The 17,291-nt window shown below is 70.9% G+C and carries 22 protein-coding genes; 9 read left to right on the top strand and 13 right to left on the bottom strand.

Going from position 1 to position 17,291, the window contains the following annotated elements:
• Nucleotides 1–23 precede the first annotated feature (23 nt).
• A complete protein-coding gene (locus tag ACZ61C_RS10195; RefSeq protein WP_465305003.1) occupies nucleotides 24–791 on the top strand; it encodes a polyprenol monophosphomannose synthase in 768 nt (255 codons plus the stop codon).
• Here the strand turns inward: ACZ61C_RS10195 and ACZ61C_RS10190 are convergent.
• On the bottom strand, nucleotides 778–1,524 hold the full coding sequence (locus ACZ61C_RS10190) for a class I SAM-dependent methyltransferase (protein WP_465305001.1): 747 nt from the start codon (nucleotides 1,522–1,524) through the stop codon (nucleotides 778–780). The genes ACZ61C_RS10195 and ACZ61C_RS10190 overlap by 14 nt on opposite strands.
• 35 nt (nucleotides 1,525–1,559) lie before the next feature.
• Between ACZ61C_RS10190 and ACZ61C_RS10185 the strand changes: the two genes are divergently transcribed.
• A complete protein-coding gene (locus tag ACZ61C_RS10185; RefSeq protein WP_465304999.1) occupies nucleotides 1,560–2,354 on the top strand; it encodes a PIG-L deacetylase family protein in 795 nt (264 codons plus the stop codon).
• On the opposite strand, the gene ACZ61C_RS10180 is transcribed toward ACZ61C_RS10185, so the two are convergent.
• Nucleotides 2,287–3,036: a DeoR/GlpR family DNA-binding transcription regulator gene (locus tag ACZ61C_RS10180; RefSeq protein WP_465304997.1), complete on the bottom strand. Its 750-nt coding sequence runs from the start codon at nucleotides 3,034–3,036 to the stop codon at nucleotides 2,287–2,289. The genes ACZ61C_RS10185 and ACZ61C_RS10180 overlap by 68 nt on opposite strands.
• A 48-nt stretch (nucleotides 3,037–3,084) precedes the next feature.
• On the opposite strand from ACZ61C_RS10180, the gene ACZ61C_RS10175 reads away from it, so the two are divergent.
• Entirely contained in the window at nucleotides 3,085–3,696 is a 612-nt protein-coding gene (locus tag ACZ61C_RS10175) for an NUDIX domain-containing protein (RefSeq protein ID WP_465304995.1), read from the top strand.
• 94 nt (nucleotides 3,697–3,790) lie between these two features.
• On the opposite strand, the gene ACZ61C_RS10170 is transcribed toward ACZ61C_RS10175, so the two are convergent.
• The 3 genes from ACZ61C_RS10170 to ACZ61C_RS10160 all read right to left on the bottom strand — a co-directional run bounded on the left by ACZ61C_RS10170 (nucleotide 3,791) and on the right by ACZ61C_RS10160 (nucleotide 6,545).
• On the bottom strand, nucleotides 3,791–4,138 hold the full coding sequence (locus ACZ61C_RS10170) for an RNA polymerase-binding protein RbpA (RefSeq protein ID WP_003081521.1): 348 nt from the start codon (nucleotides 4,136–4,138) through the stop codon (nucleotides 3,791–3,793).
• Between the two features lie 225 nt (nucleotides 4,139–4,363).
• Nucleotides 4,364–5,122, bottom strand: a complete 759-nt coding sequence (locus ACZ61C_RS10165; protein ID WP_465304993.1) for a thymidine kinase — start codon at nucleotides 5,120–5,122, stop codon at nucleotides 4,364–4,366.
• Nucleotides 5,123–5,144: 22 nt separating this feature from the next.
• On the bottom strand, nucleotides 5,145–6,545 hold the full coding sequence (locus tag ACZ61C_RS10160; RefSeq protein ID WP_465304991.1) for an MFS transporter: 1,401 nt from the start codon (nucleotides 6,543–6,545) through the stop codon (nucleotides 5,145–5,147).
• A gap of 245 nt (nucleotides 6,546–6,790) precedes the next feature.
• On the opposite strand from ACZ61C_RS10160, the gene ACZ61C_RS10155 reads away from it, so the two are divergent.
• Nucleotides 6,791–7,459 (top strand): transglycosylase family protein, encoded by a 669-nt coding sequence (locus tag ACZ61C_RS10155; protein WP_465304989.1) that lies wholly within the window; start codon nucleotides 6,791–6,793, stop codon nucleotides 7,457–7,459.
• A gap of 6 nt (nucleotides 7,460–7,465) precedes the next feature.
• Here ACZ61C_RS10155 and ACZ61C_RS10150 read toward each other — a convergent pair whose 3' ends face one another.
• Entirely contained in the window at nucleotides 7,466–8,248 is a 783-nt protein-coding gene (locus ACZ61C_RS10150) for a glycerophosphodiester phosphodiesterase (RefSeq protein ID WP_465304987.1), read from the bottom strand.
• A 66-nt stretch (nucleotides 8,249–8,314) separates the two neighbouring features.
• On the opposite strand from ACZ61C_RS10150, the gene ACZ61C_RS10145 reads away from it, so the two are divergent.
• Complete coding sequence (locus tag ACZ61C_RS10145) at nucleotides 8,315–8,701, top strand: hypothetical protein (RefSeq protein ID WP_465304985.1); 387 nt, start codon at nucleotides 8,315–8,317, stop codon at nucleotides 8,699–8,701.
• A 60-nt stretch (nucleotides 8,702–8,761) separates the two neighbouring features.
• Here ACZ61C_RS10145 and ACZ61C_RS10140 read toward each other — a convergent pair whose 3' ends face one another.
• The 4 genes from ACZ61C_RS10140 to ACZ61C_RS10125 all read right to left on the bottom strand — a co-directional run bounded on the left by ACZ61C_RS10140 (nucleotide 8,762) and on the right by ACZ61C_RS10125 (nucleotide 11,476).
• Complete coding sequence (locus ACZ61C_RS10140) at nucleotides 8,762–9,736, bottom strand: tyrosine-type recombinase/integrase (protein WP_465305627.1); 975 nt, start codon at nucleotides 9,734–9,736, stop codon at nucleotides 8,762–8,764.
• Nucleotides 9,737–10,269: 533 nt separating this feature from the next.
• A complete protein-coding gene (locus ACZ61C_RS10135) occupies nucleotides 10,270–10,710 on the bottom strand; it encodes an SRPBCC family protein (RefSeq protein WP_465304983.1) in 441 nt (146 codons plus the stop codon).
• Nucleotides 10,711–10,712: 2 nt separating this feature from the next.
• Nucleotides 10,713–11,045: an ArsR/SmtB family transcription factor gene (locus tag ACZ61C_RS10130; RefSeq protein WP_465304981.1), complete on the bottom strand. Its 333-nt coding sequence runs from the start codon at nucleotides 11,043–11,045 to the stop codon at nucleotides 10,713–10,715.
• The gene (locus ACZ61C_RS10125) at nucleotides 11,042–11,476 is read right to left on the bottom strand and encodes an SRPBCC domain-containing protein (protein ID WP_465304979.1); all 435 of its coding nucleotides are present in this window, start codon (nucleotides 11,474–11,476) and stop codon (nucleotides 11,042–11,044) included. The genes ACZ61C_RS10130 and ACZ61C_RS10125 overlap by 4 nt, the downstream gene beginning before the upstream one ends.
• Nucleotides 11,477–11,625: 149 nt before the next feature.
• On the opposite strand from ACZ61C_RS10125, the gene ACZ61C_RS10120 reads away from it, so the two are divergent.
• Nucleotides 11,626–12,267 (top strand): DUF1345 domain-containing protein, encoded by a 642-nt coding sequence (locus tag ACZ61C_RS10120; RefSeq protein ID WP_465304977.1) that lies wholly within the window; start codon nucleotides 11,626–11,628, stop codon nucleotides 12,265–12,267.
• On the opposite strand, the gene ACZ61C_RS10115 is transcribed toward ACZ61C_RS10120, so the two are convergent.
• Together ACZ61C_RS10115 and ACZ61C_RS10110 are read right to left on the bottom strand one after the other, a co-directional pair.
• Nucleotides 12,254–13,231, bottom strand: a complete 978-nt coding sequence (locus ACZ61C_RS10115) for an SDR family NAD(P)-dependent oxidoreductase (protein WP_465304975.1) — start codon at nucleotides 13,229–13,231, stop codon at nucleotides 12,254–12,256. The two genes, ACZ61C_RS10120 and ACZ61C_RS10115, sit on opposite strands and share 14 nt — an antisense overlap.
• Nucleotides 13,232–13,385: 154 nt before the next feature.
• Entirely contained in the window at nucleotides 13,386–13,997 is a 612-nt protein-coding gene (locus ACZ61C_RS10110; RefSeq protein ID WP_465304973.1) for a TetR/AcrR family transcriptional regulator, read from the bottom strand.
• Between the two features lie 22 nt (nucleotides 13,998–14,019).
• Here ACZ61C_RS10110 and ACZ61C_RS10105 point away from each other — a divergent pair, with 22 nt between their 5' ends.
• Genes ACZ61C_RS10105 through ACZ61C_RS10095 form a run of 3 tightly spaced genes read left to right on the top strand, consistent with a single transcriptional unit; the run spans nucleotide 14,020 to nucleotide 16,722 of the window.
• On the top strand, nucleotides 14,020–14,481 hold the full coding sequence (locus ACZ61C_RS10105) for an SRPBCC family protein (RefSeq protein WP_465304971.1): 462 nt from the start codon (nucleotides 14,020–14,022) through the stop codon (nucleotides 14,479–14,481).
• A gap of 29 nt (nucleotides 14,482–14,510) precedes the next feature.
• On the top strand, nucleotides 14,511–15,116 hold the full coding sequence (locus tag ACZ61C_RS10100) for a TetR/AcrR family transcriptional regulator (RefSeq protein ID WP_465304969.1): 606 nt from the start codon (nucleotides 14,511–14,513) through the stop codon (nucleotides 15,114–15,116).
• Complete coding sequence (locus ACZ61C_RS10095; RefSeq protein ID WP_465304967.1) at nucleotides 15,100–16,722, top strand: acyl-CoA dehydrogenase family protein; 1,623 nt, start codon at nucleotides 15,100–15,102, stop codon at nucleotides 16,720–16,722. Before ACZ61C_RS10100 ends, ACZ61C_RS10095 begins: the two co-directional genes overlap by 17 nt.
• Here ACZ61C_RS10095 and ACZ61C_RS10090 read toward each other — a convergent pair.
• Complete coding sequence (locus ACZ61C_RS10090; protein WP_465304965.1) at nucleotides 16,719–17,252, bottom strand: TetR/AcrR family transcriptional regulator; 534 nt, start codon at nucleotides 17,250–17,252, stop codon at nucleotides 16,719–16,721. The genes ACZ61C_RS10095 and ACZ61C_RS10090 overlap by 4 nt on opposite strands.
• Nucleotides 17,253–17,291: the final 39 nt, after the last annotated feature.

Here is a 17,291-nt window from a genome sequence, read left to right as displayed (position 1 = left end):
CCGGGGATATCGGAGGAGCACGGATGTCGCAGGCGCCGCGGGGGGCCCGGGAAATCGAGCCGGTGCTGGTGGTGATCCCGACCTACAACGAGCGGGAGAACCTCGGCCCGATCCTGGATCGCCTGCACAAGGCACTTCCGGACGTGCACGTGCTCGTGGTGGACGACGGCAGCCCGGACGGCACCGGGGAGCTCGCCGACGAGCGCGCGGCCGCGAACCCGAACGTGCACGTCATGCACCGGACCGAGAAGGCCGGGCTGGGCGCGGCCTACATCGCCGGTTTCCGCTGGGGACTGGCGCGCGAGTACGGCACGATCGTCGAGATGGACGCCGACGGCTCGCACGCGCCGGAGGACCTCCCGCGGCTGCTGGACGCGGTCGGCGACGCGGACCTGGCGATCGGTTCGCGGTACGTGCCCGGCGGCAGCGTGGTGAACTGGCCGGTGAAGCGCCAGGTGCTCTCGCGCGGCGCCAACGTCTACTCGCAGATCGCGCTGGGCATGCGCACGCGCGACATCACGGCGGGCTTCCGCGCCTACCGCCGTCCGGTGCTGGAGAAGCTGGCGCTGGACGAGGTCAACTCGCACGGCTACTGCTTCCAGATCGACCTGACCATCCGCACGGCCGACGCCGGGTTCGAGATCGTCGAGGTGCCGATCACCTTCACCGAGCGCGAGATCGGCGAGTCGAAGATGGACGGCTCGATCATCCGCGAGGCGTTCCTGCGGGTGGCGTCGTGGGGCGCGCAGCGCCGCTGGCAGCAGGTCCGGCGGCTGCTCAAGCGCGGCTGACCCGCGCGGTCACGATCCAGGTCCGGGCGCCCAGCAGCACGCCGTCCGGGGTTTCGCGCGCGGCGAAGGCGGCCCGCAGACGGCTTGGGGCCTCCACGGTGGGCCGCAGTTCTTCGACGTCCTTGAGGCCGAGGGCGAACTCGCACGCCGTCGCGGCGTCAGGCCCGTAGCAGACGGGTTCGCGCAGCTCGGTGAACTCGACGTCGGTGAAGCCCGCGGTCCGCAGCAGCGCGTCGGTGCGGGTCCGGTCGCCGAGGGAGAAGTGCGGCCCGGCGGGCGGCGCGGTGGTGCCGGGCGCGACGGCGTCGTGCAGCACCGAGTACCACTCGTTGCGGTCCCGCTCCTGCCAGACCAGCAGCACCAGGCGCCCGCCAGGCCGCAGCGCGCGGGCGAGGTTGGCGAGCGCCGCGGGCGGGTCGGCGAAGAACATCGCCCCGAACCGGGACAGCACGACGTCGAACGCGGCGGGCGGGAACTGGTGGGTCTGCACATCGGCGACCTCGAAGCTCGCCCCGCCGATCTCGCGGGCTTGGGTGATGGCCTGCTCCGAGACGTCGATCCCCAGCGCCGTCGCGCCCGCCTCGGCCGCTTCACGGGTGGACTCGCCGGTGCCGCAGCCGACGTCAAGGACGTCCTCGCCCGGCCGGACGGCCGCCGCGGCGCGGAACCGCTCGTTGTGCGGGCGCACCTCGGCGTCGAACAGCGCCGCGAACCGGACCCGGTGTTCACTCATGCCGATTTCTCCTGTTCTCGGCCATCATGGGGCCGATGACGACCATCGTGGCCTTCCACGCCCACGCCGACGACCCCGTGCTGCTCAGCGGCGGCACCCTCGCCCGCGCGGCGGCCGACGGGCACCGGGTGGTGGTCGTGGTGGCCACCGACGGCATGTCCGCGGACCACCCGACCCCGCGGTGGGCCGAGCTGGAGGCGAGCTCGGCCATCCTCGGCGTCCGGCGGGTCGTGCACCTCGGGTACGCCGACAGCGGGCACGGGCCCGAGCTGTACCCGGATCCGCCCGGCCGGCAGCGGTTCGCCCGCGCGGACACCGAGGAGGCCGCGCACCGGCTCGCCGCCGTGCTGCAGGAGGAGAAGGCCGACCTGCTGCTCGGGTACGACGCAGGCGGCGGGTACGGCCACCGCGACCACGTCAAGGTGCACCAGGTCGCCCGCCGGGCGGCCCGGCTGACCGGGACGCGGCTGCTGGAGGCCACACTCCCGCGTGACGTCGTCGTGCGGCTCGCCCGGGCGGCCCGTGCCCTGCGGGTCCCGGTCCGCTACGACACCGCCGCGCTCGGACGGCTGTACAGCCCGGCCTCGGCCATCACCCACCGCTTCACCGTGCGGCGCTTCGCCGGGCGCAAGCAGGCCGCGCTCGCGGCGCACGTGTCCGACGTCCGGGGGAGCGGACGGCTCTCGGCGGTGCTGCGGGTGCTCGTGTGGCTGCCGAAGCCGGTGTTCGCGCTGGTCGCAGGCCACGAGTGGTACACCGAGGTCAGCGAAGGACCACGCCCATCGCTGCAAGTTTCTGCACGTTCGGGTCGGCGTGGTCGGCGTCGGTGATGAGGCCGGCGATGTCGGCGAAGGGCAGCACGGTGAACCGTGACGCCGCGCCGAGCTTCTCGGCGCTGGCCAGCACATAGGTGTCGGCGGCCCGCCGCGCGAGGGTGCGTTTCATCGCGGCTTCGTCGGCGTCGCCGGTGGTGAGACCGGCCTCGGGGTGCACCCCGGTGACGCCGAGCAGGAAGACGTCGGCGCTGATCGCCTGGGCGGCCTCGGCGGCGGCCGCGCCGCAGGTGACCGCGGAGTGCCGGAAGAGCCGGCCGCCGAGCAGGAAGACGTCGACGCCGTGGTGGTCCAGCAGCGCGGCGGCGATGGTCGGGCTGTGGGTGACGACGGTCGCTTCCAGCTCTTTCGGCAGGGCCTGGGTGACGGCGAGGGTGGTGGTGCCGCCGTCGAGGATGACCGTCGAGCCGGGCCGGACCAGCCGGGCGGCGACGGTGGCGACGCGGTCCTTGCCGGCCACCGCGATCGACGTCCGGCTCGTGTAGTCGGCGACGGCGGGGGAGACGGGCAGCGCTCCGCCGTAGACGCGCTGGCAGAGCCCGGCCGCGGCGAGGTCGCGCAGGTCCCGGCGGATGCTGTCCTCGGAGACGCCGAGCTCGGCCGCGACGTCCTTCGCCAGCACCTTGCCCTCGGCGGCCAGCCGGGCCAGCAGCAGGTCACGGCGTTCCCCGACCAACATGCACGATCCTCCTTGTTGCTTCCGAGTCCTGCACATTATGGTCGGGGTATGACCTCTTCGACAAGCGCCCTCGGCCCGGACCGCAACCCGCGGGTCCGGATCACCGACGTGGAGGTGCTGGCCTCGGCCTGGCACGTCCTGCGCCGCACGACGTTCGAGTACCAGCACGGCGACGGCCGCTGGACGACCGAGCAGCGCGAGACCTACGACCGCGGCAACGGCGCCACCGTCCTGCTCTACGACCTCACCCGCGCCACGGTGCTGCTGACCCGCCAGTTCCGCTACCCGGTCTACGTCAACGACCACCCGGACGGCATGTTCCTCGAGACCGCGGCGGGCCTGCTGGACGCCGACGACGCGGAGACGGCCATCCGCCGCGAGGCGCAGGAGGAGACCGGCGTCCACATCGGCGAACTGCAGCTGGTCTTCGACGTCTACACGAGCCCGGGCTCGGTCACCGAGCGCCTTTTCTGCTACGCCGCGCCGTACGACCCCTCCGACCGCGGCACGGGCGGCGGGCTCGCGGAGGAGGGGGAGTACATCGAGGTGGTCGAGCTGCCCTTCCGCGAGGCGCTGGCGATGGTGCGCGACGGCCGGATCGCCGACGCGAAGACGATCATGCTCCTGCAGTGGGCCGCTCTGGAGGGCCCGTTCAGCTAGCTGGCCCCGGGCATGCGAAAGGCCCCCGCGGGGGGAGGTCGCGGGGGCCTTTCCGTTGTGGTGGGAGCGGTGGCTACGAGCCGAGCTCCCGGGGTCAAGCGGACCGGGAGGTCCGCCGCCCCTTCAGCTCGGCGAGACGTTCGTTGAGCAGGTCCTCGAGCTCGGGGATCGTGCGCCGCTCGAGCAGCATGTCCCAGTGGGTGCGCGGCGGCTTGACCTTCTTCTGCTCGGGCTGCCCGCCGTCGACGATCTCCGACTCGCTGCCGTGCAGCCGGCATTCCCAGACCGTCGGGATCTCGGCGTCGTCGGAGAACGGCACCTCGAACTCGTGGTTCTTCGGGCAGGCGTAGCGCACGGTGCGGCGCGGAGCGAGGTCGTGGTTGCGGTCGGTCTCGTAGCTGACCGCTCCCAGCCGGCTTCCACGAAGAACACGGTCGGCCATGATGGGGTCCTTTCAGTCAGCTCCGGGTGGAGCCAGGGTGTTGCTCACCCTATGCAACGACTCGGGGCCCCCGAGGATTCCCGGGACACCATGTCGTTGCTCACGATGAGCTGCGTCACCCGCCGGCATCAGCTTCCTCTAGTAGGACGCGTTTCGCGCTCCGGCGTGACGTCAATACGGCCTTCTTAGTGCTGATATCCCCCGGATGGGCTACTCGCGCCCAGGTCAGGTCAACCGTAACTGACCGTGATGGGCAGTAACCGGTCCCAAGTCACCCGCTCGATAGTGGCGGCGACACAATACCTGATAACGCACGGTAGCAGATTCAGCCTCAAAACGCGCTGAAGCTGAAGTTTCAACTACGGATTGTTCGGTATCTGCGACCACAACAGTGTCCCCCTCCCGCACAACCTCCCCCTCGAGCACCCGCGCGTTGAACCGCCCGGCCAGTCCGCACCAGCACAACACCTCGACCTGGACCGGCTGCAGCTCGTCCGCCAGTTCGAACAGACGAGCGGCCCCCGGGAACAACCGGCTCCGGAAGTCCGTCGCGATCCCGAAGCAGTAGACGTCGATCTGGACCTCGTCGGCCAGCTCCGCCAGCTGGTCGACCTGCCCGGGGGAGAGGAACTGCGCCTCGTCCACCACGACGTAGTCCACGTGCTGCCCCCGCGACCACTCCTGCCGCACCAGGTCCCGCACGTCGGTGTCCTCACCGACCTCCACCGCCTGCCGGGTCAGCCCGATCCGGCTCGAGATCTGCGGCGCGCCCGAACGGTCGTGGCGCACCAGCACCAGGCCCCGCCGGCCCTGCCGCGCGTGGTTGTGGTCGATCTGCAGCGCCAGCGTCGACTTCCCGCAGTCCATCGGCCCGTAGCAGAACTTCAGCCTGCCCACCGGCGGCGTCCCGCGCCGCGATCCGGCCGCGGGAACGGAGGAGAGCGCGTCGGTCGGGTCGGGGCCGGCCGGATTCACCAAGGTCACGACGCCCGACCCTATCGGTCGTTCACAACACCTCCGGCGGACGGTTGCCCGCCGCCATGATCGCGCGCCGCACCGGCACCAGCCAGACCAGCACCAGACCCGCCGCGAAGAAGACCACCAGCGCGATGATCGCCAGCCGGAACGACCCCGTCGCCTGCCCGACCCCGGCGAACAGCAACGGCCCCAGCCACGACGTCCCGCGCTCACCCACGACGTAGAGCGAGTAGTACTGCGCGTCCTTGCCCGCCGGGATCATCTGGCTGAACAACGACCGCGACAGCGCGTTCGTCCCGCCCAGCACCAGCCCGATCCCCACCGCCACGGCCAGGAACTGCACCATCTGCTTCGGCTGCACGAAGTACGCCCCGGCCAGCACGACCACCCACAGCACCAGGCTGCCCAGGATCGTCCGCTTCGCCCCCACCCGCCGCGCCACCAGCCCGTGCAGCGTGCCACCCAGGTACGCGACGAACTGGATCACCAGGATCGTGACGATCAGCACCTCGTTGCCGAACTTCAGCTCGTCCTTGCCGTACTGCGCCGACACCGTGACCACGGTGTTGATCCCGTCGGTGAAGACCAGGTAGCTGCCCAGGAAGGCCAGCGTCAACGGGTACGCCTTCGCCGCCACGATCGTCTGCTTCAGCTCAGTGAAGCCCGCACGCAGCACCGATGCCCCCGGGGCGACGTCCACCGGCGTGTGCCGCCGGGGGAGCGCCCGCACCGCCGGGATCGTGAACAGCGCCCACCACAACCCCGAGGTCAGGAAGCAGATCTGCACCGCCAGGCCCTGGCTGACCCCGAACGCGTCGTGACCGAGGTAGAACCCCAGCTGCAACGCCAGCGCCAGCCCACCGCCCAGGTACCCGAACGCCCAGCCCTTCGCCGAGATGTCGTCCCGCTCGTCCGGCCCGCCGATGTCGACCAGGAACGAGTAGTAGACGACCAGCGAACCGCCGTACCCGATGTTCGCGACGATGAACAGCACCACGCCCAGCTGCCAGTCCGAGCCGGCGAAGAAGAACATCGCCGCCGCGGCCGCCGCGCCCAGGAACGCGAACCCGGCCAGGATCCGGCGCTTGTTGTGGCTGCGGTCGGCCACCGCACCCGCGATCGGCAGCACCAGCACCTGCACCACCGTCGCCACCGACAGCAGGTACCCCCACACCGAACCCGCCGGGAACTGCAGCCCGAACAACGTCACGTCACAGTTGTGGAGCGTGTCCACCGCACCGGACGCGTTCACGCACGCGTGGTCCCCATTAAGGGTGAAGTTCGACTTCGCGTCCTCGGCCGCGATCGTGCTCATCGAGAGGGCGCCGAACACCGTCGTCGTCGACGAATAGAACGGCGAATTAGCCCAGTCGTAGAAATACCAGCCCCACCGCTCGCGCTTGGTCGAGCGCGTCCCGGCCAGCGTCATCCACGGCTCCTCATGCTCAAGAACGTCCAGGTCAGCGCGGAGACTACTGGGAGGTAGCGGCGCCGGGCACCACACCTCCCAAACCGTGTCCGCTTTGTCGCTTCGTGATCATGCGCCACTTCCGTGGCAATCACGGTTCGGCCTTCACGGCGTGTCGCTGACACGAGTGAACAGTGTTTTGTGTGAGACTTATGCGGGCAGCGTGTCTCTTGTGGTCAAAGGGGGCACACTCCTACTGTGCTCGCATGATCCACAACCGGAGACGAACCGTCGCGAGACTCCTGCTTCTCGCCGTGGCCGCTTGGGGTCTGCCGCTGACCATCCCCGCCGTCGCCGCCGCGGACCCCGCGCCGACGGCCTGGGCCAAGCTCCGCATGTGCGAGTCTAGCGGCCGCTACGCCACCAACACCGGCAACGGCTACTACGGCGCCTACCAGTTCGACCTGCCCACCTGGCGCAGCGTCGGCGGCGCCGGCCGCCCCGACCAGGCCGCCCCCGCCGAACAGGACTACCGCGCCCTCTACCTCTACCGCATGCGCGGCTGGCAACCCTGGCAGTGCGCCGGCATGCTCAAGCTCCCCGGCGACGCCGACGCCCGCAGCAAACGCGTCCCCACCTACGCCGAATCCGCCTACATCGGCGGCGGACCCGCCCCCGCACCCACCCCGCCACCCCCGAGCGGCAAACCCCCGTGGCCCGGCGTCGTCTACGCCTACGGCGACTGCGCCGCCCCGCTCAAAGCCTTCCAGCTCCGCATGAACGCCTTCGGCTACGGCTTCACCGGCACCGGCTGCTACTACGACAAGACCCGCACCGCCGTCCTCGACCTCCAGCGCGCCAACGGCATCAAGGACAGCGGCCTGCTCGGCCCCAAGACCTGGGAAGCCGCCTGGAGCGGCAAACCACCCCGCTGACCCCGGTCAGGCCTGCTGCCAGGTGCCCCGCTCGATCAGCACCGCACGCAGCAGGTCCGGCCGGTCCGTCACGATCCCGTGCACCCCCAGGTCCAGCAGCATCCGCATCTCCGCCGGATCGTCGATCGTCCACGTGTGCACCTCGATCCCGGACCGCCCCGCGATCGACACGAACGCCTTGTCCACCACCCGCAGCGCACCCTGCCGCACCGGCACCTGAGCCATCGCCCCCAGCACCAGCCGCCCGAGGGGGAGCAGCGGCAGCTTCCCCCGCGCCCACAGCGCGAACGCCGACCGCGGACCCATCGCCGTCACCAGCTTCGGCCCCGCCAGCTTCCGCAACCGCGCCAGCCGCGCATCCGAGAAGGACGCCGCCGCAACCCGGTCGTGCGCCCCCGTCCGCTCCAGCACCTCGACGAACGGCTTCACCGCCTGCTCGGCCTTCACGTCGATGTTGAACCGCGCGTCCGGCAGCTCCTCCAGCACGTCCTCCAGCCGCGACAGGGGAGCCCTCCCCCCGACCTTGACGTTCTTCAGCTGCTCCCACGTCTGCGACGCGATCGCCCCCGACCCGTCCGTCGTCCGGTCCAGGCTCGCGTCGTGGTGCACCACCACCACACCGTCCGACGTCGCGTGCACGTCCGTCTCCAGGTACCGGTAACCCTCGGCACACGCCCGCCGGAACGCCGGCAGCGAATTCTCCAGCCCGTCCAGCTCGTCCAGGTGCCAGCCACGGTGGGCGAAAGCACGGGGGAGCGGATCGGCCAGGTACGGGAACGACGACTGCATACCCCGATTGTGCCCTCCGGCCATGACCTCGGCATGAGCGAACGGTGGCCAGCTAGGGTCTCCCGGGTGAGGGAAACCGCCGAACTGGCCCAGCCCGCCCCGCTCGAGCTCACCCCGGGCCCGAGCCGCCGAGGCGCGCCCAAGCACTGCGGCTGGTGCGGACGACGCCTCCCCGAAGCCGGCAACGTCGGCCGCCGACGGCGCTACTGCGGCCAGTCCTGCCGCCAGCGCGCCTACGAACGCCGGACCGCACTGCAGCGCAGCGGGCTCCCCGAAGACGCCGTCGTCCTCTCCGACGGCGAGGTCGCCGCCCTCCAGGACCGGCTCTTCCAGCTCCGCTGCGCCGCCGAAGACATCGTCACCGCCGCCGACGACGGCGCCGACCTCAGCGAGCTGCGCGGACTCGCCGACGAGATCGCCCGCGCCGCCAAGGACCTCGAACAACTCCGCTGACCCCGGCCCGTGTCGTCCATCCCGGCACGCGTGCCGTCCGGCGCGGTACAGCGGGACCGGTCAGTTCAGGCCGTCCAGGGCCCGGTATGTCCGGTTGCTCGCCGCCGCCGCTCGTTGCTCACGGCCCGTCGCCTCGATGTAGTTCTGGCTCGTCGCCAAGCTCGCGTGCCCCAGCAACGCCATGATCTCCGACGCCGTCGCCCCGTCCTCCGCCAGCCGCGTCGCGAACGTGTGCCGCAACGCGTGCAAGTTCGCCCCCGCCGGCACCCGGTCGTGCAACCCCGCACCCCGGTAACACGACTTCACCAGGTACTCCAGCGCACCCCGCCCGATCGGCTCGCCCGACCGATCCAGCAGCAACGGCGAACCAGGGGAGAACCGCACGTTCGCGAACCGCACCCGGCACGACTCCCGGTACCGCTCGATCAGCTCCGCCAGCACCGGCTGCACCGGGATCGACCGGTCCCGGCTGCCCTTCCCCTTCACGTGCAACCGCAGCTCACCCGCGCGCCCCACCAGCGACCGCGACGTCAGCGCCCGCATCTCCGCCGCCCGCAACCCCGCCACCAGCCCCAGCGCGATCACCAGCACGTCCCGCTCCGGCCACGGGTCCCGCGCGCGCCGCGAACCCACGGCCACCGCCGACAGCAGCTGCTCCGGGGTTTCCTCACCCCGCAACGGCTTCGGCGTCAACGCCGGCGTCCGCGGCCGCGCCACCGCACCCATCGGGTTGCCGGCCAGCAGCCCGTCCGCCACGCAGAACGTGAGGAACTGGTTCCACGTCGACCACGCACGCAGCACCGAGCTCTTCGCGTGACCGTCCGCGAACACCCCGAACGCCGACCGCAGCGCCGTCCCGGTCAGGTCGGCCACCTCGAGGTCTTCCCGGCCCAGCTCCGAAACCAGGAGAGTGGTGATCCCGGCGAGATCACGGCGGTAGGCGTCGGTGGTGTGCGGCGAGTCCTTGCGCGGCCGGCGGGCGGCGAAGAAGGCTTGCTGGGCCTCGGAAACCTTCATGTGGATCTTGTACCGCACACCACCGACAGTTTCGGCGGCCGGGGTCGATCCCATTTCATGCATAATGGCAATTATGCATGAAATGTCGGAATCACCGGGAGTCCGCTCCCGGGGGATCCGGCACGGCGGCTCGAGCCTCCCAGGGCATCCTGAGACGCCTTTCGGGGAATCGCACGCATGTTCGATGCGGCCGAGACGGCTGCCGGGAGGTCGGGCAAGGCTTCTCGAAGGATCACCAAGGATCAACTGCCGACGATCGGTCGACTCTCAGGGCAAGATTGCCCACTCTAGTTTCGTCACCGTGACGTTTTCAGGTCGGGTGGCAGGACGTCGAATCCGCAGCTCCAGGGGATGTTCTCCCGGCTTCCTGCGGGTCTCCAGGAGCCGACTTGGCTCCCGTACGAGAGCAGCAGAGTCCGCCGCGCTCGCGCATTCCTCAGGAGATGTCGTCCTGACGAACTCCACCCCGGCGGATCCGGATCTTCCGCCCCTCTCGGCCCTCGGTCCAGCTGGTCGTCAAGTGCCGATAATGTACATTATGTCAAGTGACGTCAGTGCCAGTCGCTGATGGACACGTCCCGCGGGTCCGGGGCTCCCTCCCCGGTCTCCAGGAGCTGCTTGAGGCTCATCAGGAAGATGGCCCACTTGGTGCTGCAGTGGTGCATGAACTCGCCCGCCTCGCGCCAGCCTTCGTGCTTGAACAGGACGATCGTGTACTCGCCGCGCTGTTCGAGGTCCCAGCGGATCGTCGTGCCGACCCACTCCGGCGGGCCGTCGACAACCTCCCAGCGGACCAGTCGTCCCGGGGTGAGCTCGGTGACCTTCATGTCGAACCCGCCGGCGGTGAAGCGGAACGCGATGACGCCGCCGACTTCGGTGTCCCCCGCGGTCTTGTGGGCCCACCACGCGGAGAGGCCGTCGAGGGTCGTGATCGCGTTGTAGACCTGGTCGGGTGTGGTGTTCCGGGTGCCGATGCGGTGCAGGATGTCCATGGCTAGCGGTTCCTTTCGATTCGTTCGGCGATGCGCTTGATGCGGCCGAGCCGGGCGTCCCAGGCGGCGCCGACTTCGGCGAGCTGGGCGACGGCGCGGGCGAGCTGGGTTTCGTCGACGCGGTACTGCTTTTCGCGGCCGGCGGTCGTGGCGTGGACGAGGCCGACGCGGTCGAGGACGGCGAGGTGCTTGGTGACGGCTTGGCGGGTCACCGGGAGGTGTTCGCTGAGGCTGGTGGCGGTGCCGCTGCCTTCGGTGAGCAGGAGGTCGAGCAGGCGGCGGCGGGTGGGGTCGCCGACGGCGGACCAGAGGTCATCGTCCACGGTGGTGCTCACCGGGCGGCGGCGTACGGCGGCAGCTGGGCCAGGAAGTGGTCCCAGCCGCTGACGTGGTCGGCGTACTCGGCGGCGATCTTGGCTTCGTCCCAGCCGCGTTCGCGGAAGCCGGTTTCGGTCATGCGCAGGCGGGTGCCGGTGCCGGCGGGTTCGAGCTCGAAGACGACGAGGAAGGAGTTGCCGGGTGCGGCGGTCTCCCCCGCGGCGTGGGTCCAGCGGAAGGAGAAGAGTTTGGGCGGGACGGCGTCGACGACGGTGAAGCGGACCCAGTTGCCGCCGAAGCCGATGCGGCCCTCTCCCCCGGGTTCGACGGGGTATTCGGCTTCGTCGGGCCACCATTCGCGGAGGTGTTCGGGGCTGCTGACGACGTCGAAGACGGTGTCGGGGGTGGCGTTGATGTGGAGTTCCCGTTCGATCGTTCCGTGGTCCATGCTCCGGCCTTTCTGCAACGTTTGGTTGCGTGTCACGTTAGCTCGCCTGGCGAGCACGTGCAACCTTTTGTTGCGGAAAGGTTCGTGCCGGGCCACCTGACCAGGTGATCCGGGGTGCCTCCGGCACCGGCCCGCAGTAGCTTCGCGCGATGCGACGTCTGCGGAGGATCTGGTACCAGTGCGCGGAGTTCCTGCTGGTGCTGCTGGGGCTGGGGTGGCTGATCGCGCCGGACACCGGGCTGGACGTGGTGTTCCTGCTGGCGTGGGACGCGGTCGCGGCGGCGGTGATCGTGACGCGGTGGCTGCGGATCCGCCGGTACCGGCTGCTGGGTGACGCCGAGCCGACGTGGCTGCACAGCCTGCTGGGCCGCCGGTCGAGCTTCGTCGCGACGCTGGTGGTGAGCGTGGTCGGGATGTCGGCCGGCGGGCTGATCCTGGTGGCGAACGTGATCGCCGAGGACGACGACGAGACGGCGTTCGTGCTGCAGATCGGGGCGGTGCCGGCGGTGCTGGCGGCGTGGATCCTGCTGCACTTCGGGTACGCCGACCGGTACGCGCACCTGCACCACCGGGCCGCTCCGGGGCCGGGGTTGCGGTTCCCGGCGACGGAGCGGCCGAACCTGCTGGACTTCGCGTACTTCGCCTTCACGGTGGGGACTTCGTTCGCGACGTCCGATGTGGAGGTTCAGGCTCGGCCGCTGCGGTACACGGTGCTGACGCACAGCGTGCTGTCGTTCGTCTACAACACCGCGATCCTGGGCATCGCGGTCGGCGTGATCACCGGGAAGTAGCGAAGGCGTCGACGCCGGTGAGCTCGGCCGAGAGGGTCCAGAGGCGGGCGGCCTGGTCGGGGTCGATGGCGTATTCGCGAACGCCGACGCGGAGCCCGACGTCGGCGACGCCGTCGCCTTCGGGGGCGATTTCGGCGATGTCGCAGTCTTCGAGGTAGACGCCGCCGAGGCCGTCGAGCCGGGGTGAGGTGGCGGCCCAGACCTGGGTGGCGGCGCCGGCTTCGGGGGTCTTGAAGTAGCCGCTGGGGTTGCCGTTCTCGTCGACCCAGCCCTGCGCGACGCGCTCTTCCTGCGGGATGTGGCGGGCGAGGTGGGTCAGGATCGAGCCGGGGTGCAGGGCGAACGCGCGCACGCCGCGGTCCCGGCCGAGCCGGTCGAGGTGGACGGCGAACAGGACGTTGGCGGTTTTGGCCTGGCCGTAGGCAAGCCACTTGTCGTAGCCGGTCTCGAAGTGGGGGTCGTCCCAGCGGATGGGTGAGAAGTGGTGGCCGCGGGAAGAGACGGCGACGACACGGGCGCCGTCGGCGATGGCCGGCCAGAGGCGGTTGACCAGGGCGAAGTGGCCGAGGTGGTTGGTGGCGAACTGGGCTTCCCAGCCCGGTCCGACGCGGGTTTCGGGGGCGGCCATGATGCCGGCGCTGGTGATGACTAGGTCGAAGTGGCGGCCGGTGGTGAGGAAGCGGTCGGCGAAGGCGTGGACGCTGGTGAGGTCGCCGAGGTCGAGTTCGTCGATTTCGACGCCGGGGAGGCCGGCGAGGGCTTCTTCGGCGGTGGCGCGGCGGCGGGCCGGGACGACGACGTGCGCGCCGGCGTTGACCAGGGCGCGGGTGGTCTCCAGGCCGATGCCGGAGTAGCCGCCGGTGACGAGGGCGAGCTTGCCGGTCAGGTCGATGCCGTCGAGGACCTCCGTGGTGGTGCTCGTGGCGCCGAAGCCGGAGCCGATCCGGTGCTGGGGTGTGGTCATGTCTTCGACCGTAGGAGCTGGAGTGCGCTCCAGCGCAACCCCGCGGGAGGATGGCGGGGTGCGGCGGTCCGGGAAGTCGGTGTTCGCGCGCCGGCTCGGTGCTTGTACCGGGCTGCTGAACCTCTCGCCCGTGCGTTGTGCGGGGCGGGAGCTCTCAGTCGCGCAGGTTGAGGGACGCGACGGCGTGGTCGGTCCACGCGGCGAGGAAGCGGTCGGGGGCGAGGTCGCCCGGGGTGTGTCCGATGAGGACGTCCAGGATCGGGTAGTAGGTGAGGGACGCGACCAGCACGGCCGCGGTGGCTTCGGGGTCGGTGACGTTCGCGCGGCCCTGGTCGCGCAGGGTGGTGATCCATTCCGTGCCGCGGCGGTAGACCGTCGCGAAGACGCCTTGCCACATCGCCTCGAACAGCTCGGGAAACCCGCTGAACTCGCGGATCATCAGGCGGACGAGGTCGCGGTCGGCGGCGAGGAACGCCCAGACGACGTCGGCGAGCACGCGTAGGGCTTCGCGGGGGTCGTCGGGCAGCTCGGCGTCGGCGGTTTCGGCGGTGCGGGCGGCGAGGCGCTCGAGGTTGTCGTGCACGGCCGCTTCGAGGAGCGCGGCTTTGGACGGGAAGTGCTTGTAGAGCGCGCCGGAGCCGGGGTTGAGGCCGCAGGCGGTCTGGATGTCGGCGACCGACGTCGTGTCGTAGCCGCGGGTGGCGAAGAGGTGGACGGCCTCGTCGAGGATGCGGCGGCGGGTGACGCCGGGGGTTGTTCGAGCCATAGTGAGAAACTACTCTCTTTCTATGGTGGAAGTGACCGTGGAAGAGACCGTGTTGTGCACTCCGGAGGCTTTCCTCGCGCTGGTCATGGACCCGCGGCGGTACGCGGAGGTCGACCGCAAGCTCGGCCGGATCGACTGGGTGCGCCGCGACGGGGACGTCACGGAGTTCCGGTTCCGGTCGGCGCTGCCCGGGCTCGGACCGGGGCCGAAGGTGGTGTCCCGGATGACGCTGACGCCCGGCGAGCGGGTCGACGTCGGGCTCCCCGACCGGCGGGAGAACCGGCTGGCCCGGCGGTTCTCGACGTTCGAGGCGAGCTTCGGGTGTGTGCCGGTGCCCGGCGGGATCCGGGTGACGCGGCGGATCGTGTTCGGGTTCGCCGCTCCCCTGCGCCGGCTGGTCGAGCCGGTCCTGCGGCGGAAGCTGCGGGCCGACGTCGAGGCGGAGGTGCGGGGCGCGAAGCGGCTGCTGGAGAGCGTTGACTGAAGTAATGAATCAGTGATTCACTTCTTGACGTGCCCTACCGCCGCACCCCGAAGGTGCAGGAACGCCTGGACGCCCAGCGCGAGACGATCGTCGTCGCGGCGACGCGCCAGCTGGCCGAACACGGCTACAGCGGCTGCTCCGTCGCCGCCGTCGCCGAGCGGGCCGGGGTGGCCGTCGGGAGCGTCTACAAACACTTCCCCACCAAGGCCGACCTGGTCGTGCACGTGTTCCGGCAGGTCGTGACACGGGAGGTCGAGGCCGTCCGGGCGACGTCCGCGCAGCCGGGCGAGCCCGCCGAACGGGTCCTGGCGGTGTTCGAGACCTTCGCCCAGCGCGCGCTCAAGGCGCCGCGCCAGGCGTACGCGCTGCTCGCCGAGCCGGTCGACGCTCTCATCGACGCGGAGCGCCTGGAGTTCCGGCGGGCGTTCACCGAGGTCGTCGCCGAGCACGTCGCGGCCGGGGTCCGGGCGGGCGCGCTGCCGCCGCAAGACGGCCGGCTCACCGCCGCCGCGCTGGTGGGCGCCGCCGCCGAAGTTCTGATCGGCCCGTTGACCAGCGGCAACGCCGGTGACGTCGCCGAGCTCCGCACGTTTGTCGTCCGCGCTCTAGGAGGTTCCGATGCCCGCCACGCATGAGGTCGTCAACCAGGTCCCGCCGCTGGCCGGCCACGACGTCGGGGCCGACCCGGCGCTGCTGGAAGGCCTGGAGCGGGCCGGGGCCGGCTGGGCGTCGGACGAGGTGCACGAGCTGGGCCGGCTGGCCGGCAGCGAGCAGGCCCAGGAGTGGGGCCGGCTGGTCAACGAGAACGAGCCGGTGCTGCGCACGCACGACCGCTACGGCCACCGGATCGACGAGGTGGAGTTCCACCCGCACTGGCACGACCTGATGGACGTCGCGGTGTCCCACGGCCTGCACGGCACGCCGTGGCGGGACTCCCGCGAGGGCGCGCACGCCGCCCGTGCGGCCAAGTTCTACGTCTGGGGTCAGGTCGAGGCCGGGCACAGCTGCCCGATTTCGATGACCTACGCGGCGATCCCGGCCCTGCGGGCCAACCCGGAGCTGGCGGCGCGGTACGAGCCGCTGCTGGCCGCGACCGAGTACGACTTCGGGCTGCGGGAGCCGTCCACCAAGCGCGGCCTGATCGCGGGCATGTCGATGACCGAGAAGCAGGGCGGCTCCGACGTCCGCGCCAACACCACGACCGCGACGCCGAACGCCGACGGCAGCCACACCCTCGTCGGGCACAAGTGGTTCACCTCCGCGCCGATGTCGGACATGTTCCTGACGCTGGCCCAGGCCCCCGGCGGGCTCTCCTGCTTCCTGCTCCCCCGCGTGCTGCCCGACGGCTCCCGCAACCCGATCCGGCTGCAGCGGCTGAAGGACAAGCTGGGCAACCGGTCGAACGCGTCCTCGGAGATCGAGTACGACAACGCCGTGGGCTGGCTGGTCGGCGAGGAGGGCCGCGGGGTCCGCACGATCATCGAGATGGTCAACAACACCCGTCTCGACTGCACCCTCGGCAGCGCGTCCGGGATGCGGCTGGGCGCGGTGCGCGCGATCCACCACGCCACGCACCGGCACGCGTTCGGCAAGGCGCTGGTCGACCAGCCGTTGATGGCCAACGTGCTGGCCGACCTGGTGCTGGAGTCCGAAGCGGCGACGACGGTCGCGATGCGGCTGGCCGCGGCGGGCGACCGGCCCGGCGACGAGCAGGAGCAGGCGTTCCGGCGGCTCGGCCTGGCGGTGTCGAAGTACTGGGTGTGCAAGCGGGCGCCGATGCACGCGGCTGAGGCTCTCGAGTGCTTCGGCGGCAACGGGTACGTCGAGGAGTCGGGCATGCCGCGCCTCTACCGCGAGGCGCCGCTGTCGTCGATCTGGGAAGGCTCGGGCAACGTCGCGGCGCTGGACGCGTTGCGCGCCATGGGCAAGCAGCCGGAGTCGGTCGCGGCGTTCTTCGCCGAGGTCGAGCAGGCCGCCGGTGGTGACGCGCGCCTGGACGACGCCGTGGACCGCGTCCGGAAGGAGCTGACCGACCTCGAGGGCATCGAGTACCGGGCGCGGCGGCTGGTCGAGGCGATGGCGCTGGTGCTGCAGGGCTCGCTGCTGGTGCGCCACGGCCATCCGGCGGTCGCGGACGCGTTCTGCGCGTCGCGCTTCGGCGGGGACTGGGGCATCGCGTTCGGCACGCTGCCGGCCGGGGTGGACACGGGCGCGATCATCAATCGCGCGGCGGTGCGTTAGCGGCCGATGGCGTCGAGGGCCCCGGCGACGGCCGCGGCCTTCAGCTCCTCCATGGGCGCGTCGGGGAACTGCATGCAGACGTCCTGCAGGCCGCCGAGGGCGAGGATCGCGCGGGCCTGCTGTTCGAGGGTGGGGTCGGGCCCGCAGATCAGCGCGGTGAGCCGGGTCCGCCAGGCCAGGGCCTTGTCGACGAGCCCGAGGTCGGCCAGCGTCGGCATCTCGGTGAGCAGCATGATGAAGTTCGCCCGGTTGCGGTAGTTGACGTCGAAGAAGCCCTCGACGAGCTCGCGCGCGGGTGTGTCGCCGCGGGCTTCGTAGTCGAGCAGGAACTTCTCGCCGTCGTCGATCAGCGGCTGGACGATGCTGCGGACCAGGTCCTCGCGCGAGGAGAAGTGATAGTACAGCGCGGGTTTGGTGATGCCCAGCCGGTCGGCGATGTCCTGCAGGCTGGTGCGCTGCACCCCCTGGGTCGCGAAGAGCGAGCGGGCGACGTCCTGGATGCGCTGCCTGGTGTCTGACGGCTTGGCCACGCGCCCAGCATAACTGACTTAACGGTAGGTAAGACTCGT

Source organism: Amycolatopsis sp. NPDC104587, assembly GCF_055583645.1.
This window is presented reverse-complemented; position numbering and strand designations above follow the sequence as displayed.